The 15,667-nt window shown below is 65.0% G+C and carries 14 protein-coding genes; 8 read left to right on the forward strand and 6 right to left on the reverse strand.

Annotated features, from left to right (window positions below; genetic code table 11):
• Nucleotides 1-57: 57 nt before the first annotated feature.
• Both ACSVIE_RS08105 and ACSVIE_RS08110 read left to right on the forward strand, forming a co-directional pair.
• On the forward strand, nt 58-447 hold the full coding sequence (locus tag ACSVIE_RS08105) for a chorismate mutase (RefSeq protein WP_426003347.1): 390 nt from the start codon (nt 58-60) through the stop codon (nt 445-447).
• Between the two features lie 3 nt (nt 448-450).
• Complete coding sequence (locus ACSVIE_RS08110; protein WP_442423528.1) at nt 451-1,506, forward strand: hypothetical protein; 1,056 nt, start codon at nt 451-453, stop codon at nt 1,504-1,506.
• On the opposite strand, the gene ACSVIE_RS08115 is transcribed toward ACSVIE_RS08110, so the two are convergent.
• From ACSVIE_RS08115 to ACSVIE_RS08140, 6 genes are read right to left on the reverse strand one after another with little or no spacing between them, the layout of a single operon-like run.
• Complete coding sequence (locus ACSVIE_RS08115) at nt 1,503-2,216, reverse strand: DUF4166 domain-containing protein (protein ID WP_442423529.1); 714 nt, start codon at nt 2,214-2,216, stop codon at nt 1,503-1,505. The genes ACSVIE_RS08110 and ACSVIE_RS08115 overlap by 4 nt on opposite strands.
• 11 nt (nt 2,217-2,227) lie before the next feature.
• Nucleotides 2,228-3,520: a DUF58 domain-containing protein gene (locus ACSVIE_RS08120; RefSeq protein ID WP_442423530.1), complete on the reverse strand. Its 1,293-nt coding sequence runs from the start codon at nt 3,518-3,520 to the stop codon at nt 2,228-2,230.
• A gap of 35 nt (nt 3,521-3,555) precedes the next feature.
• The gene (locus ACSVIE_RS08125) at nt 3,556-4,629 is read right to left on the reverse strand and encodes an AAA family ATPase (protein ID WP_426003342.1); all 1,074 of its coding nucleotides are present in this window, start codon (nt 4,627-4,629) and stop codon (nt 3,556-3,558) included.
• Nucleotides 4,626-5,819 (reverse strand): DUF4350 domain-containing protein, encoded by a 1,194-nt coding sequence (locus ACSVIE_RS08130; protein WP_442423531.1) that lies wholly within the window; start codon nt 5,817-5,819, stop codon nt 4,626-4,628. The genes ACSVIE_RS08125 and ACSVIE_RS08130 overlap by 4 nt, the downstream gene beginning before the upstream one ends.
• Entirely contained in the window at nt 5,816-6,505 is a 690-nt protein-coding gene (locus ACSVIE_RS08135) for a DUF4129 domain-containing protein (protein WP_442423532.1), read from the reverse strand. The genes ACSVIE_RS08130 and ACSVIE_RS08135 overlap by 4 nt, the downstream gene beginning before the upstream one ends.
• Nucleotides 6,502-7,821: a DUF7847 domain-containing protein gene (locus tag ACSVIE_RS08140; RefSeq protein ID WP_442423533.1), complete on the reverse strand. Its 1,320-nt coding sequence runs from the start codon at nt 7,819-7,821 to the stop codon at nt 6,502-6,504. Before ACSVIE_RS08140 ends, ACSVIE_RS08135 begins: the two co-directional genes overlap by 4 nt.
• Before the next feature lie 257 nt (nt 7,822-8,078).
• On the opposite strand from ACSVIE_RS08140, the gene mtrA reads away from it, so the two are divergent.
• From mtrA to ACSVIE_RS08170, 6 genes are all read left to right on the forward strand, one after another.
• Entirely contained in the window at nt 8,079-8,753 is a 675-nt protein-coding gene (mtrA, locus tag ACSVIE_RS08145; protein ID WP_426003336.1) for an MtrAB system response regulator MtrA, read from the forward strand.
• A 148-nt stretch (nt 8,754-8,901) separates the two neighbouring features.
• On the forward strand, nt 8,902-10,683 hold the full coding sequence (gene mtrB / locus ACSVIE_RS08150; protein WP_442423613.1) for an MtrAB system histidine kinase MtrB: 1,782 nt from the start codon (nt 8,902-8,904) through the stop codon (nt 10,681-10,683).
• Complete coding sequence (locus ACSVIE_RS08155) at nt 10,680-12,389, forward strand: LpqB family beta-propeller domain-containing protein (RefSeq protein ID WP_426003335.1); 1,710 nt, start codon at nt 10,680-10,682, stop codon at nt 12,387-12,389. Before mtrB ends, ACSVIE_RS08155 begins: the two co-directional genes overlap by 4 nt.
• Nucleotides 12,390-12,460: 71 nt before the next feature.
• Nucleotides 12,461-13,447: a ComF family protein gene (locus ACSVIE_RS08160; protein WP_426003334.1), complete on the forward strand. Its 987-nt coding sequence runs from the start codon at nt 12,461-12,463 to the stop codon at nt 13,445-13,447.
• Between the two features lie 143 nt (nt 13,448-13,590).
• Nucleotides 13,591-14,319, forward strand: a complete 729-nt coding sequence (gene hpf / locus ACSVIE_RS08165; RefSeq protein ID WP_426003332.1) for a ribosome hibernation-promoting factor, HPF/YfiA family — start codon at nt 13,591-13,593, stop codon at nt 14,317-14,319.
• 29 nt (nt 14,320-14,348) lie between these two features.
• Nucleotides 14,349-15,638 carry a winged helix-turn-helix domain-containing protein gene (locus tag ACSVIE_RS08170; RefSeq protein WP_442423534.1) on the forward strand — a complete coding sequence of 430 codons (1,290 nt, stop codon included), beginning with the start codon at nt 14,349-14,351 and terminating at the stop codon, nt 15,636-15,638.
• Nucleotides 15,639-15,667: the final 29 nt, after the last annotated feature.

Genomic DNA, 15,667 nt, shown 5'->3' on the forward strand with positions numbered 1-15,667 from the left:
GGTGGGGCTGCAGGTAACACCCGCGCCTGTGTGCGCCCAGACCCTAGACTGGGACTCATGACCGAGCAGAACAATGCCCTCCCGGATGACGTCCCTTCCTTCAACCCGGCAGCAAGCTCCCTGGCCGGCCAGGTGGACAGCGCCATCATGGATGAGCTCCTGTCCATCCGGTCCAGTATCGACAACATTGACGCCACGCTTGTTTTCCTGTTGGCCGAGCGCTTCAAAGCGACCCAGAAAGTGGGGATCCTGAAGGCTACCCACAAACTCCCGGCAGGAGACCCCGGGCGCGAAGCCGCCCAGATTGCGCGGCTGCGGCGCCTCGCCGAGGATGCGCACCTTGATCCGGCTTTCGCCGAGAAATTCCTGAACTTCATCATCAGCGAAGTGATCCGCCACCACGAGGCCATTGCCGAGGATCACCAGATTTCCAGCCAGCAGGCGTAGCCCGTGGCGGAGCAGACAAACCCGTCCAGCGGAATTCCCGTGCCCGCTCCCGAGCGCGCGTCCGCTACGGCGCTGGGCACCTGGCCCGGCACCGACCATGCCGAAGCTGTCCGGACAGTCCGGGGCGAGCTCGGCGATCCTCATCTGCCGTTCCTTCCAGAGCTTCCGGACCGCGGGGTGGGTGCCGACGCTGTCGGCCGGACGAGTGCCCTGCTGGTGGACCTTGCCGTCGATGTGCAGCCGCACGGATGGCGGCTGGTGGACCGCCCGGGAAAGGACGAACAACGTGCCCGCTCCCTCCTGGCGTCCGACATCAACGTCCTGGCCGACATCGCGGGGGCCGAGGACGCCCAGGCCACCACACTGAAGGTCCAGTTCGTTGGTCCGCTGACACTGGCGGCCAACCTTTACCTGCACAATGGCGAGCGCTCCCTCCTCGACTACGGTGCACGGCGGGACATCGCGGAGTCGCTCGCCGCCGGCGTCGGCAGCCACCTCCAGCGCCTTGCGGCGGCCGTGCCTGGTGCGCGCATCGTGGTGCAGGTGGATGAACCGGACATTGCGGCCGTCATGGCCGGCACCATCCCGACGGCGAGTGGTTACCGGACGCTGCGGTCCATTGCCGGGGAGGAAGTCACCGGAGCATGGCGGTTGGTGGTGGAGGCACTCAAGTCAGCCGGCGCCGTCGAAACCGTTATTTCCGTCCCTGAGATCGAGGCTCCGATCGAGCGGATCCTGTCGGCCGGCGCCGACGGAGTCGCCGTTCCCCTCAAGGCCCTGACCACCCGGCAGTGGGAACAGCTCGCAGCAGCCGCGGAAGCGGGAAAACGGGTGTGGGCAGGCGCAATGGCGACGGAGGGCCCCTTGCCGCGCACTGCGGATATCGTCAACACCATCTGGCGCCCGTGGCGTCAGCTCGGCCTCCCGGCATCCTTGCTCAGCGGGCTCCGCGTCACTCCAGCCACAGGGTTGGCACACCTGCCGCCGTCGACCGCCAAAGAGGTCCTCGTCCGGCTCACACAGGTCGCCGACGGCCTCGACCAGCTGGCCCAGGGCTAGACGCGCTGCTCCCATCGGTCAGGTTCTGCGTAGCGGGGAAGCGAGTTCCCTGGCGCCGACCCCGGGAGGTAGGGGACCAACCGGTAATCAAAGCGGCCGGCATAAACAAGCACCAGACCGATCTGGGGCTGGATGACCTTGACCTGGATACGGTGCTTCCCTTCTTCGCGGTCGTACCATTGCTCTGCGTAGGCCCGGGCATCAAGGAGTTCCGGAAGGGCTATCCGCAGTGGACCAAGGAACAGCCGGCTGGCCTTTGACACGCCCCGCAGCCTGCCTTCCGGAGTGACGCTGACCTCAAGGTCGGTGGCCAGGCGCCGGTAGCGGCCCAGATGGTCCACCAGCCGGGCCCGGTCGTCAGGTGGGTTTCCGGTGATGGCGCTGGTTGTATCGTGGAAGAGGCGCGTGCCGGACGGAAAATAAATCTCGCGGCGGGCAGTCAGGGCAGGCCTGCCGAAGGGATCCACATGGGCGTGGTTTTCGATCCGGAAGGGGATGTGCTCGCCGTACTCCGGAAAGAACGCTTCCTCGTGGCCGGTCAAGGCCAGCAGTGGCCGCAACCACCGTTGCCTGCATCCCACGACGTCGAAGACACCCTCACCGATGCCATAGCTTCCCGAACCTGCAGCCAACGAGAAATACTCCTGCAGCTCAGGAGCGAGGTCGTCGAACCCGCTGCCCAGGGCAAGCCGGTAAATGGGGGTACTCATATCCGTCCTTCCTACAATCGTCCGGCGGCCTTCAGCCGGATGTACGTGTCTGCCAGCAAGGGTGGAACGTCCAGCGGATCGGCGTCCACTACTTCCGCGCCAAGCTGCCGCAACTGGGCGGTGACAGCAGCCCGTTCCAGCAGGCTCCGCTCGGCAGCGGCTGCCCGGAAAACCTGGCTGGCCGTGGCGCGTTCTTCCTTCATGGCCGTCAGCAGGGGATCCCGGACCGAAGCAACCACCACTACGTGCTGCTGGACCAAGCGTGCCACCACGGGGAGGAGCCCGTCGGCAGGGTCGCCGCCGTCGAGTGCCGTCAAGAGCACCACCAGGGAGCGGTGGGCGGAAACCGCCCGGACCTGTCCCGGAATCTGCTGCCAGTCCAGTTCGATCAGTTCGGCTTCCAACGGGGCCATGGCCTGGACCAGTTGCCCCAGCAGATTGCCTTTGGCGGCCGACTCCACCCTGGCCCGAAGCATCCTGTCATAGGCCAGGAAATCCACCCGGTCCCCGCCCCGTTCAGCAAGGACTGCCAGCAGCAAGGCTGCCTCGATCCCGGTGTCCAGGCGTGGTTCGTCGTCGATCCGCGCCGCTGCGGTGCGGGAGGTATCGAGGACGATCACAACGCGCCTGTCCCGCTCCGGGCGCCAGGTGCGGACCACCACGGAGGTGCGTCGTGCCGTGGCCCGCCAGTCGATGGACCGTACGTCGTCGCCGCGGACGTAGTCGCGCAAGGAATCGAACTCGGTACCGGCACCCCGGATCTGGACGGCGGCCTTGCCGTCCAGCTCGCGCAGCTTACGCAGCTTGGAGGGCAGGTGGCGCTTGGAATGAAACGGCGGGAGGACACGGAGCCGCCCCGGCAGCGGCCGCGTACGCTGGCGTGCCGCCAGGTGCAGGGGCCCATGGGAGCGGATGGTGACGTGGGGGGACTCGAGGTCTCCCCGACGGCGGGGCACCAGAGTCACGGACATCCGGCGGCGTTCACCGGGCGGAATGACAAGGCGGTGGGTGGATGCCCGGGCCCCGGCGGAGGGCTGCCAGGCATCCCTGACGACGGCCCGCAGCGTGCGGCCCGAGGCATTGGTGATGGTCACCACGGAGTCCACCTGGTGCTCCAGGGTGACACTCCCCAAGGGTTGTCGCGTAAGGCCAACCTTGGCCGGCGATACCGCGAGCAACAGGTCAATGACCACCACCAGCAGCAGCACGCCGACGATCATCAGCACGGTGGTCCACGAAGGGAAAAGCACCAAGGGCGCCAGCCCCAACAGGGTAAGCAGGACGAATCTGCCCGTGATGGCCACTCAAATCACCTCCGTCTCCGCCTGTTCACCAAGCCTCAACGCGGGACCGGGACGGATGAGAGGATGCTGCCCAGGACGTCGTCCACCCGGATGCCGTCCATCTGGGCCTCCGGGCGAAGGCCCACCCGGTGCCGAAGGCAGGGCAGGGACAGTGCTTTGACGTCGTCGGGGGTCACGAACGTCCGCCCCGACAGCCAGGCCCAGGCCTTGGACGTGTTCAGGAGGGCCGTGGCACCGCGGGGGGAGACGCCCAACTGGAACGACGGGGCGGCCCGGGTGGCGCGAACGATATCGACGATGTAGGCCAGAACTTCGGGGGCCACTGATACGTCCGCCACTGCTGCGCGGGCCTCGGCAAGTTCGCCGGCACCGGCCACCGGCCGCACACCCGCGGCGGCAAGATCCCGCGGGTCGAAGCCGGCAGCATGGCGCCGTATCACTTCGATTTCGTCGTTTCGGCCGGGGAGGGGCATGGTCAATTTCAAAAGGAACCGGTCCAGCTGCGCTTCGGGCAAGGGGTATGTTCCCTCGTACTCCACGGGATTCTGGGTTGCGGCCACGATGAAAGGCGCTGGAAGCGGCCGGGACACGCCATCCACGGAGACCTGATGTTCCTCCATGGCCTCCAGCAGGGAGGCCTGGGTCTTGGGCGGAGTCCTGTTGATTTCATCGGCCAGCAGGATGTTGGTAAACACCGGCCCCTCCCGGAAGGAGAACTCCGACGTATGGGAGTCGTACACCAGGGAACCGGTGACATCGCCGGGCATCAGGTCCGGGGTGAACTGGACGCGTTTGGTCTCGAGGCTCAGGGCGGTGGACAAAGCCCTGACCAGCAGGGTCTTGGCGACTCCCGGGACTCCTTCCAGCAGGACATGGCCACCGCACAGGAGTGCGATCAGCAGGCCCGTGACCGTCGGATCCTGTCCTACAACGGCCTTGCCCACTTCCTCGCGGACCTTCAGGAGCGATGTCCGCGCAGGACTAACGGCTTGACTGCTTCCCTGTGGACCGGGGTTTCGCGGTTGGTCTGGCTGTGCGTCACTTGGCACCCGGGAAGAGCCCTGGTACCCGTACGTATCCTCCGTGAAGTTGCTCGGCTGGCTGCTCATCGGGCCGTCGCCTCCTGTTCGATGTGTTCGATCTGTTGTGCCCACTGGACCAGTTGTCCTTCTGTTTGCGGCCTGAAGTCGACCAGAATGGAGCGAAGTTCCGGTGCCGGCCTGCCCACGGCGACCGCCACTGCGTCCACCACCGACCCTGCGGTTGCCGCCGGCCCCAGGTTGAAGTGCTTGGCCAAGCGGGAAAGCAGGCCCGCCCGGAGATTATCGGCCGCACGGTCAAGGGCCCTCGAGTCCTGGTACAAACGGGCACGTCCCTCCGCCGTTTCGGCTGCCTTGACCACCACGGGAAGGGGCTCGAAAACCAACGGCCCCAGGCGGCGGCCACGCCACAGGATCGTCAGGACTGCCACCACTCCAAGCCACGGCCCAAGGAAAGCCAGCCAGGGCGGCGCCAACTCGCTGAGGGTCGGCGCCGATCGGTCAGTGGACATGTCCGAGGGCCCCGGCAGGTACCACACCAGCTCTGGGCCGCTGCCCAGGGTGCGCAGCGCCAGGGCCGCATTGCCTTCCAGCGCCAAGTGCCCGTTGTCAACCAGTCCGGAGCTGCCTAGCACCACGATGCTGCCGTCCGCGGATGTGGCGTACAGTCCGGCTGCGCCCGGCCGGATGGAGTAGCACACCACGGGCCCCGTATAGACAGGACCCTGGGCTGACACCGGGCCGGCCGCTGCCGGATCATCCTCGCGGCACTGCGGCTCAAGAACAGTCACCGCCTCAGGAACAACGCCGCCGGGTCCGAACGCCGGATCGAGCCCGGCCAGGGTGCGGAGCCTGGGGCCGACCACTACGATCTTTTCGGCCGCGGCACGCAACTCCTCGAGTTGGGACCGATCCAGGAATCCCCGGGGATCGGAAAGGAACAGAACCGGATCTTCCTTCTGAGACAGCTGAGCCAAGGTATCGGGCAATGTGTCCGTCGGTGTGACCCGCACACCCTGCCGGCCCAGGATCTCGGCGACCGCCATGCCGCCATCCGGCGCAGGATTACGCACTGAAAGCGGACGCGCATCATCCGGGGCAGACAACTGCCCAACGGCGAGGTACGTCACCAGGGCCAGAAAGACCAATCCGATAGCGATCCAAGCCGCCCTTTTGCGCGCCCACCCGCGGAACCCGGACGCCTCGGACGTGGCGGGTTTTTGCGCCCGGCCTGCTTGCTGTTGGTCTACTGCCGTCATCGTGGCACCGCGAATCCGTGGCGGTCCTGTTCGGAGAAGTCAGGAACCATGGCACCGAGGTCCTCGTCGAGCCGGCGGAGGGAGTCGAAGTCGCCCCGCACGGCAGGCTGGTCCCCGTACCGGACGGCGTCGAACAGGCCGGCGGCCGAGTCCAGCCTTTCCTGGACCGTGCCAAAAACCTGGCCGAGCTGCCACGCTGCCTCATCAGCCGTGCGACCCGGGCGCGGTTCGATGATGTCGCGTTCTTCCGCTGACCTGACCACAGCGCGGAACTGCTCAACGACGGCGGCCGGCCAGTCGCCGTCGTCCGCTGCAGCCAGTGCACGGCGGCGGTAGGCAGCGGCGTCAACGGCCGGATCGTCACCATACAGGCCGGTCGCCGTCGGCCTCTTCCGCGCGTTAAGGCGCGGCCTGACCGCAAGGACCGCCACCACAATCAGGACTACGGCGACGGCAATCATGATCGGCACGGCAGGATTGCCGCCGCTGCCGGTTTCAAACTCCAAGGAATTGAGCCAGTCCAGGAAGTCGCGCCACATCTGCTGCAGCCACGTGGGCTGGGCTGCTGGATACTGCGGTTTGGACAGTTCCTCTTCCGCCCAGCGGCGGGCTTCTTCACGGTCAGGAGTAACCGGCGGCTCCAGCGGAATCATTCGGAGGAGGCCGCAGGGAACTGGAACCGTCATGCCGAAGGCCGTGGCCCGAACGGGTGGCCTACGGCAGGCCCCCCCAGGGAGGACGTGGGGCTGCCCGGAATGCCGTCGGGGTCGGCGCCTGTCTCCATCAGCCGCAACAATTCAACGTCCAGACCGTCGCGGCGCATGCGGAGGTCCATGTAGATCAAGGCGGAAACGGAGGTTTGGAAGGCAAAGGTCACTGAACCCACCAACGCGCCAACGACCGTTGAGATCAGCGTGGTGATGATCATTGCCGAGGTCAGGGTCTCCATGTCCGGATGAGGAGAAACCACCGAGCCGATGCCGCCGGCGGCGAGGGACACAGGAATCTGGACGACCTGGGCAACGAGGCCCACCATCAAAGCCACCAGGAGCGTGATGCCAAAAATACGCCACCAGTTGTTCCGCGTCAGCTGCCAGGAACGGAGCAAGCCGGCATAGACGCCAAGACGCTCTACGACGATGGCCGCGGGGGCAAACATCAGCTTCAAAGCGATCCAGAGAAACAGGATGAACACCCCGAGTCCCAGGGGGAAGACAACCAGCATGCCGGCAGGACCCATGCCGGTGAACAACAGGATGGCGATTCCAACGAATGCAGCGGCCACCAGGAGACCGCCAAACACCAGGAGCGCGGCCACGCCCAGCAGCGGGCCGATGCGCTTTCCGGCCAGCTTCCACATCTGCTTGAAGCCAGTGCGCCGGTTGAGGACCGACCTGGCCACCGGAACCGCCAGAACCCCTTGCAGCGCGGCGCCCAGGAAACCGACCAGGATCGAGATGCCTGAGAAAGCGGCCATCATGGCAAGGAAGGGGCCCATGGCCTCCTCAAGATCAGCGTTGCTCTCGACGGCCTCCAGTGTTCCCACTAACTGCAGCATGCCGACAGTGACAACACCCGCCAGCACGGCTGCCAGGGCCTGGACCAGCAGGGCCGAACCGAACATTGCCGCAGCGTTGCGGCGGATGGTCTGGAAGGAACCGTCCAGGATCTCGCCCAATTGCAAAGGCCGCAAAGGGATGATGCCGGGCTTGGGCGGGGCCACATAGAGTGGCTGGCCGTAGGGGACGCCACCTTGCCAGCCTCCACCCGGCTGGCCTCCACCTTGCCAGCCTCCGCGGGGCTGGCCATATCCGAAGGGTCCCGGCTGGGGAGCGCCCGGTCCGGGCTGTCCCGGCTGCCAAGCGCCCGGCGGGGGAGTCCCGGCCTGCGGGCCCCACGGCGGAGGGGCTTGCCAGGCGGGCGGCGTCCCCCACTGCGGCTGCTGGTCCCACCCCGGCTGGCCACCGGGATGTGGCTGGCGGCCGTGCTCTGGTTCTGACACGCTTTCCTCCCCATCGGACGCGGTCCGTTGACATCCGGGGTCCCCCATACGGACCTTGGCCCCAGCCTATAGTCCCGGCGTCATCGCTCATAGTCCCGTGCGCTGGTGTCATCAAAAGCCGGCATCCAGGTCCCGGACAGGGTGCCAAACACGCCTCCACGGGCACGTGCAGTACGGTGGAAGTGCCCCGGGGAGGACGCCATGCCGTGCGCACTGCCCAACAGGACAAAGGCTTGGCGATAAGGGAACATATAACTATGAAGGCACGCATTCTGGTAGTAGACGACGACGAAGCCCTGGCAGAGATGATTGGCATCGTCCTGCGCAATGATGGCTTCGAGCCGGTGTTCTGCGCAGACGGCGGCCAGGCGTTGGAGGTCTTCCGTTCCAGCAAGCCGGACCTGGTGCTTCTTGACCTTATGCTTCCCGGATCGGACGGCATCGAAGTGTGCCGGCAGATCCGTGGCGAGTCCGATGTGCCGATCGTCATGCTCACCGCAAAGTCCGACACGTCGGATGTCGTCAGGGGCCTCGAATCGGGCGCCGACGACTACGTACCCAAGCCGTTCAAACCGGCCGAATTGGTGGCCCGCGTCCGTGCAAGGCTGAGGCCGGGAGAGCAGAAGGCTCCTGAAACGCTCCGTATCGCCGATGTCACCATCGATGTCGCAGGGCACATGGTGACGCGCGGCGGCGAACGCATCTCGCTGACGCCCCTGGAGTTCGATCTCCTGGTGGCCCTGGCCCGCAAGCCGTGGCAGGTGTTCACCCGCGAACTTCTCCTTGAACAGGTCTGGGGCTACCGCCACGCCGCGGACACCCGCCTGGTGAACGTCCATGTCCAGCGTTTGCGCTCCAAGATTGAACGCGATCCGGAAGCGCCCGAAGTCGTCTTGACGGTGCGCGGTGTCGGGTACAAAGCAGGTTCCTGAGTCTGCAGCCGGCCACTCGACCGGCGATGAAGCGGACAGCGTTTCCGGGCGTCCTGCGGGCAGCGGAACGACTCCTGCGACGCCGGAACGCCCGACGCCGGAGCACTCGCCTTCGGGAGGCGGCAACGGCAAGCACAACGTCGCATGGTTGCTGACCCGGACCAGGATCTGGACGCGCCGTGGCTTGATCCTGTTCCTGCGGGTCTCGCGCCTCGTCGGGACCGGTGTACGGCACATCAGGCCGGGCCTGCGCCTCCTGTGGCGTTCACTCCTCAAGCGCTGGCGTCGGTCGCTGGAATTCAGGACGGTCCTGACTACCCTCCTGCTCGCAGTTACCTCATTCGCGATCGTGGGTGCCTACCTTTCGAACCAGATCGCCAACAACCTCTTCCAGGAACGCCTGGCACAGGCCGAGTCGGAGTCCCGTTTTAACGTCAAGCAGGTGCAGGACACGTTCGACGGCGCCCAGGTCACCGACCAGTCCAGCGTCATCACGTTGGTGTACGACACCCTGACTGCCGTGGAGGGCCGGGGGTCGGTCATCCAGCGCCGCTACGTGTTCGAAGCAGTGCCGGAACAGACGAAGCCCCGCAACCGTTGGGTCGAATCGCGTGCTTCCGACCAGCTGACCGTGCGTGTCATCCCGCCTGAACTGCGGAAGGCCGTCCAGGAAGGCGGCAAGCAGCAGTTCTGGGCTTCGATGGAATTCCCCGTGGGCAATGAGGACCGGCCCGGCATCGCGGTGGGCAACAAGGTCACGTTCAACGGCACGATGTACGAGCTTTACCTGATCTACGACCTCAACACTGCCCAGAAAACACTGGATGAGATCCAGAACGTTTTGTGGGCCGGTGGTGCGGCGCTGGTGCTGATGATCGGGGCCATTGCCTGGTACGTCACCAGGAACGTCGTGAGTCCCGTCAGCCATGCGGCCGTGGTCTCGGAGAAACTCGCGGCCGGCCAGCTCCAGGAACGCATGGTGGTCAAGGGTGAAGATGAAGTCGCCCGGCTTGGTGCCTCCTTCAACCACATGGCCGCAAGCCTTCAGGAGCAGATTACGCAGCTGGCGACCCTGTCCCAGATGCAGCAGCGCTTTGTCTCCGACGTTTCCCATGAGCTCCGTACGCCGCTGACCACGGTACGGATGGCAGCCGAAGTGCTCTTCGACGCCAGGGAAGAGTTCGACCCGATGAACAAGAGGTCCGCCGAGCTCCTTTACCATCAGGTGGAACGATTCCAGTCGTTGCTGTCGGATCTGCTGGAAATTTCCCGGTTCGATGCCGGGGCTGCCGTATTGGACGCCGAGCCGCAGGACATTTTCCAGGTCATTTCCCATGTCATGGAAGGCGCGGCTCCAGTTGCTGCCGAGTATGGCTCGGAGGTGCGGTTGAACGCGCGGGAGAAGAGCATCGTCGTCGAAATGGACTCCCGGCGCATCGACCGCATCCTGCGTAACCTTTTGCTCAACGCGCTGGAACACGGGGAGGGCAGGCCTGTGCATATTTCCGTTGCCGCCAACCAGGAAGCCGTTGCCGTAGCGGTGCGCGACCACGGTATCGGCATGACCCCCGCTGAGGCGGCGCGGGTGTTCGACCGCTTCTGGCGCGCAGACCCGGCGCGGGCAAGGACTACCGGCGGCAGTGGCCTAGGTCTGTCGATTGCGGCCGAGGACACCAAGCTGCATAACGGCTGGTTGCAGGCGTGGGGGCGAAAGGGGGCCGGCTCCAATTTCCGGCTCACGCTGCCGCTGCGCCAGGGCGGGACCATCCAGAAGTCTCCATTGCAGCTTGAGCCGGCCGATATCGAACTGCCGGGGTCAGCCGGTGAACGGCAGATGCTGGTCCTCGGCGCCGATGTTGCACGGCCGGAGGCCAAGGTTGATCGCGGGCGTCCCGCTGCGGGCAGCGAAGAAGGTGGCGGCGCACTATGAGGACCCTTGCCCGTCCTGTCTTGGCCGCTGTGGTGGCCGTGTTGATGTTGCTGCTCGCGGCCTGCGCCCAGATACCCCGTTCCGGGCCAGTAGGCAAGAGCCAGGACGAGGGCGCCGGCAATGCCAACGCCCCCGTGTTCTTTCCTGCGGCACCGCGACCGGGTGCCAGCCCGGAATCGGTCATAGAGGACTTCTACATGGCTGGAAGCGGATACGAAGACGATTACCCCGTGGCACGCCAGTACCTGACCCAGGCCCAGTCCGTGACCTGGAAACCCGACGAGCGGGCCATCGTCTTCCGGGAAGCCCAAGTGGTCAAGACAGCCATTGAAAACGAGTACCTCTACGAATTGGACCTTGCCTACTCGGTGGACGCCGACGGTGTGGCCACGCAGTACCCGGCAGGCACCAAGGAGACCATTCCCGTCACCCTGGAACAGGTGGATGGTGAATGGCGGATATCGAAGCTTCCCAACGGAACCGCCATACCCGAGGAGACCTTCAAGGTGATCTACGGGCCGTTCCCGATCTACTTCTACGACCCGACCTTCACCTACGCTGTGCCCGACTACCGCTGGTTCATCAAGAAGAACACCGTCAAATCAATGACGAGTGCCCTGCTGGCCGGTCCGGCCCCCTATCTTCGCGGTGCCGTCGTGAGCGCCTTTCCCTCCGGCATGAAACTGACCCGTGAATCTGTCCCGGTGGTGTCAGGCTCCGCCCAGGTCGATCTGTCGGCGCGGGAACTGTTCAACGCATCCGCCGAAGACCGGCAACGGATGCAGAACCAGCTGGCCCTTACGTTCAGGAGCCAGCCGGATGTGATCAGCGTGGAACTGCGGGCCGACCAGGACCTGGTCCGGGTCGAGGACAACGGCTCCGTCCTGCCACCGGTAGTGGACAAGACGGTCCCCGCCCGGCAGGTGGCCGTGAACAACGGGGACCTCGTCCGCTATGAGAACAACCGGGTGTCGCCACTGCCGGATATCCAGTCCGTGGCCGCACTGGGTCCCCGTACCCCTGCCGAATCGCCCGTGTCCCAGACCATTGCGTTCCTCAACGGTGAGAAGAACGCGTTGTACTCCATTGAACCGGGACAACCTCCCCGCCAATTGACCACGGGAAGCACACTGACCGGTCCGTCGTTCAGCCCGCATGATTGGATCTGGACGGCTCGTCCGGCTGCCGGAGGCGGCAGCGAACTGGTGGCATTCAAGCCCACCGGGGTTGCGCCCGGGATGGCCGTACCGACTGTCACCATGGCGCCGGCTTGGTTGTCCGGACGGACGGTGAAAGACCTTCGTGTCTCCCGGGAAGGTGCCCGGGCGTTGGTCATATCCGAAGTGAACGGCAAGACACTGGTACAGGTGACCGGCATCGTGCGGAATTCAGACGGCACACCAAAGGATCTCACCGGCCCGCTGACCCTCTTCAGTTCCTCATCTCCGGATCAAGGTGTCTGGGTCAATGGTTCAACGGTCGCGGTGATGGCAGGCTCCGCCTCGGGGACGGTCGTTCCGGAACTGTTGTCGCTGGCGTCCGGAGAGCCTCAACAGCTGGCCCCCTGGGATGGGCTTACCTACCTCAGCGCAGGCAACGGGTCGGAACAAATCTACGGACAGTCGGCCGACGGTGTCTTCCAGCGCGTCGGCAACGGTTGGGAACTGCAGCTGAAGGGTCCTTCTGAACCAGCGTTCCCGGGGTAGCCTGGGTCCCGTTGTCCACATAGCGCACCTGGTGGCTTCTGCGGGGCCGGGCCACCGGCGATGCTTGGACAATGCCAACCTTGCCTGCCGGATTGCCGGCACTGCCACTCCGTCCGCCGGATCCGGACCTTACGGCGGCTGATCCGCGGGCCCCACGGCGCCGGGCCGTGGCCAGGGCCGGTCCGGGGCGGATGCTCCACGGGTTCCTCAAAGCCTGGGCCGAGGTGGCGGCACTGCTGTTTCCCGTGGACTGCATATGTTGCGGCGTTGAAGACACCGTTCTCTGTGCCGCATGTGCCCGCCGCATAAGGTTGCTGTGCAAGTCTCCGTTCAGGGCAGAACAGCAGGCTCCCGCCCTGGTGGAAACGGATGGCTCAGTCAAGCTCGGCGTCGTGGCTGCCGGTGCATACCGCGACGAATTGGCCCAGGCGATTCTTTCCTTCAAGCGCTCAGGGCAGTGGCGGCTTGCAGGCGTTCTCGCGGTGTGCCTCGGCAACGCCCTGCGTACTGCCATCGGATCCGGGCATGGACTCCTGCTGGTACCGGTTCCCAGCAGCGGCCCTGCCTTCCGGCGCCGCGGATTCAGTCCGGTCCATGTACTCCTGGGCAGCTTGCGGCGCCGGAGAATGCTGACCAACCTTGGCATTGCCGACGTCCTGGAGAAGCCGGCCGGGGCGTTGCCCGCACTTGCTATCGACTTCTTGCGAAACCGGGCGGGGGTCTTGCGCAAAGGCGGCGCACCGGCAATGCACGCGGAGGGGCAAAAAGGCCTGGCCCGGGGGGAGCGGGCGCGGAAGGTCCGTGGATCCATGCGCGTGAGGCGCCGCAGCCGGGGCAGGATCAGTGGGCGCAGATGCCTGGTGGTGGACGACGTCCTGACCACAGGGGCCACACTTGCTGAAGCTGCCCGGGCGGTCTCGGAAGCCGGAGGTATCGTCTGCGGAGCCGTGGTGTTGGCGGCCACGAGGCCACCAGCCTACGCCTCCCAGGGCAACCCGGTCGACACCGAAACGGTGGTTAAGACTCAATCAAAAAATAAGTTGCTAAAGGGTGAATAACTCGTGCCGATGAACTAACGTCGGATGTGGGTACCAAGAAAAGTTGTACCTGTCGATAGCGGCTCGGAAAGGGGCTCGACTGTCTGTCAGACCGGCCCCCAACAGCGTCGTTGTCGTGTCACCTGAGTTATTTGGAGGGCACCATGGAGTTCATGATCAGCGGACGAAATCTGACAGTTTCTGACCGCTTTCGCGAATACGCCGGCGAAAAAATCTCAAAGATTGAATCGCTGGGGGACAAAGTTCAGCGAGTAGACGCCAAGGTTTCCAAGGAGACCAATCCCCGGCAAACCCCGGGCCAGCTCACCGTTGAAGTAACTGTTCTGGGCCGCGGCCCCGTTATCCGTGCAGAGGCCACCGCCGCTGACAAATTTGCTGCCTTCGATCTCGCGTACAACAAGCTGTTGGAGAGGCTTCGCCGCGCGAAGGACCGGAAGAAGGTGCACCACGGGCGCCACACGCCCAAAGCCGTTCGGGAAGCAACGGCATCCCTTGAACCCGCAAGTACCAGTGAGCCCATTTACGCGGAATCCTCCAATCACCAGGAACCGCAGGCCCTGGCGGACGAGCGGTCCCCGTATGACATTGAAAATGACATCCCGGCGGGTGACTCGCCGGTTCTGATCCGGCGTAAGGTTTTCCCGGCTGCATCGCTGACGCTGGACGACGCCGTGGACAACATGGAATTGGTGGGCCACAACTTCTACCTCTTCCTCGATAAGGAAACCAACGCCCCCTCCGTGGTGTACCGGCGAAGCGGCTGGACCTACGGAGTGATCACTCTCGATTCAACGTGCGAGCCCGGAGTCGAAGCCGTGGAGGAGAAAATCCACGCCTACCGCTCTGACGACCAGGCAGCCAGCGCAAAATAGGAGAATGCCAACCGAGTGAAAGGACCCCCATGACCGCTTCGCTGAGCCTCCAGCAGGCACGGCGGATCGCATTGGCAGCCCAAGGACTCGCAACAGCCCGGCCCACCGGCCCCGTGACCCCGCGGGCGGTGGGCCGGACTTTTGCCCGGCTCAACCTTGTGCAGATCGACTCCGTCAATGTGTTGGCAAGAAGCCATTACCTGCCCTTCTTCTCAAGGCTGGGCAACTATGACACCGCCATTCTCCAAGCAATGGCCGGCCGCAAGCCGCGGAGGATGATCGAATACTGGGCGCACGAGGCAAGTTTTATCCTGCCGGAACACTTCCACGACCTCCTGCAGTGGCAGCGCCGCTCGTGGGTCGGTGCCCACCGGATGGACCCAGCGGTGCGCCTGGACATGGAAGAGCAGATCCTGGCAACCCTCGCGGCCAGCCGTCCCCTGACGGCCTCGGAACTGACGGCAAGGCTTGGGCATGAAGAAGTCGGGAACCGGGACAACTGGGGCTGGAACTGGAATATCGTCAAACGCGTCCTTGAGCATTTGTTCGAGGAAGGGCGCGTGTCGGCTGCGTCCCGCACTCCACAATTCGAACGCCGGTATACCCTCGCTTCGCGGGTGGTCCAGGTAGAACGTACCCGCCATTGCACGGACGACGAATCGCTTGACCGTCTCATTGAAGCGGCCGCCCGGGCCCATGGGATTGGTACTGTGCGCTGTTTCGCCGACTACTTCCGCACGCCCTTGAAAGCCTCCGCGGATTCTGTGCGGCGGCTGCTCGACGCAGGGCGCTTGGAACGCGTGGAGGTGAAGGGCTGGGATCGTGAGGTTTTCCGGCACTGCTTGTCGCGGCTCCCGCGAAAAGCGCAGGCGCGGGCCCTCCTTAGCCCCTTTGACTCCCTGGTTTTCGAGAGACGGCGGCTGGAGGAACTGTTCGGCTTCCACTTCCGGATCGAGATCTATACACCGGCAGCCAAGCGGCGCTTTGGTTACTACGTCCTGCCCTTCCTGCTGCGGGACAGCATCGTTGCCAGAGTCGATCTCAAAGCCGACCGCAGTGCAGGCCGTCTCCTGGTCCGTTCCGCCCACGGTGAGCCAACAGCCCCGGCGGATACCGCCGTCGAACTTTCCGCCGAGCTTTGGCTCATGGCCGCATGGCTGGGACTGAAAGACGTTGAGGTTTGGCCCGTGGGCGATCTCTCTGCGGCCCTCGCGGAGGAGGTGGCGTGGCGGAGCGTCAGCCCTGGGGATGATCTGGAACTCCGCAGTCCGCTGTCAGGGAAACCGGACAACGTGGCGTTGGTCTCTCCCGTAGACTGAAACAGCCAGAATTCGGCAGCATGAGACTG

Origin of the sequence: Paenarthrobacter sp. NCHU4564, assembly GCF_052156435.1 — a bacterium.
Taxonomy (GTDB): Bacteria; Actinomycetota; Actinomycetes; order Actinomycetales; family Micrococcaceae; genus Arthrobacter.

Coding starts and splice junctions, on each gene's coding strand:
- mtrA (WP_426003336.1), top strand. CDS start 8,079: ATGAAGGCACGCATTCTGGTAGTAGACGACGACGAAGCCCTGGCAGAG.
- ACSVIE_RS08170 (WP_442423534.1), top strand. CDS start 14,349: ATGACCGCTTCGCTGAGCCTCCAGCAGGCACGGCGGATCGCATTGGCA.
- ACSVIE_RS08105 (WP_426003347.1), top strand. CDS start 58: ATGACCGAGCAGAACAATGCCCTCCCGGATGACGTCCCTTCCTTCAAC.
- hpf (WP_426003332.1), top strand. CDS start 13,591: ATGGAGTTCATGATCAGCGGACGAAATCTGACAGTTTCTGACCGCTTT.
- ACSVIE_RS08155 (WP_426003335.1), top strand. CDS start 10,680: ATGAGGACCCTTGCCCGTCCTGTCTTGGCCGCTGTGGTGGCCGTGTTG.
- ACSVIE_RS08130 (WP_442423531.1), bottom strand. CDS start 5,819: ATGACGGCAGTAGACCAACAGCAAGCAGGCCGGGCGCAAAAACCCGCC.
- ACSVIE_RS08160 (WP_426003334.1), top strand. CDS start 12,461: ATGCCAACCTTGCCTGCCGGATTGCCGGCACTGCCACTCCGTCCGCCG.
- ACSVIE_RS08125 (WP_426003342.1), bottom strand. CDS start 4,629: ATGAGCAGCCAGCCGAGCAACTTCACGGAGGATACGTACGGGTACCAG.
- ACSVIE_RS08135 (WP_442423532.1), bottom strand. CDS start 6,505: ATGACGGTTCCAGTTCCCTGCGGCCTCCTCCGAATGATTCCGCTGGAG.
- ACSVIE_RS08115 (WP_442423529.1), bottom strand. CDS start 2,216: ATGAGTACCCCCATTTACCGGCTTGCCCTGGGCAGCGGGTTCGACGAC.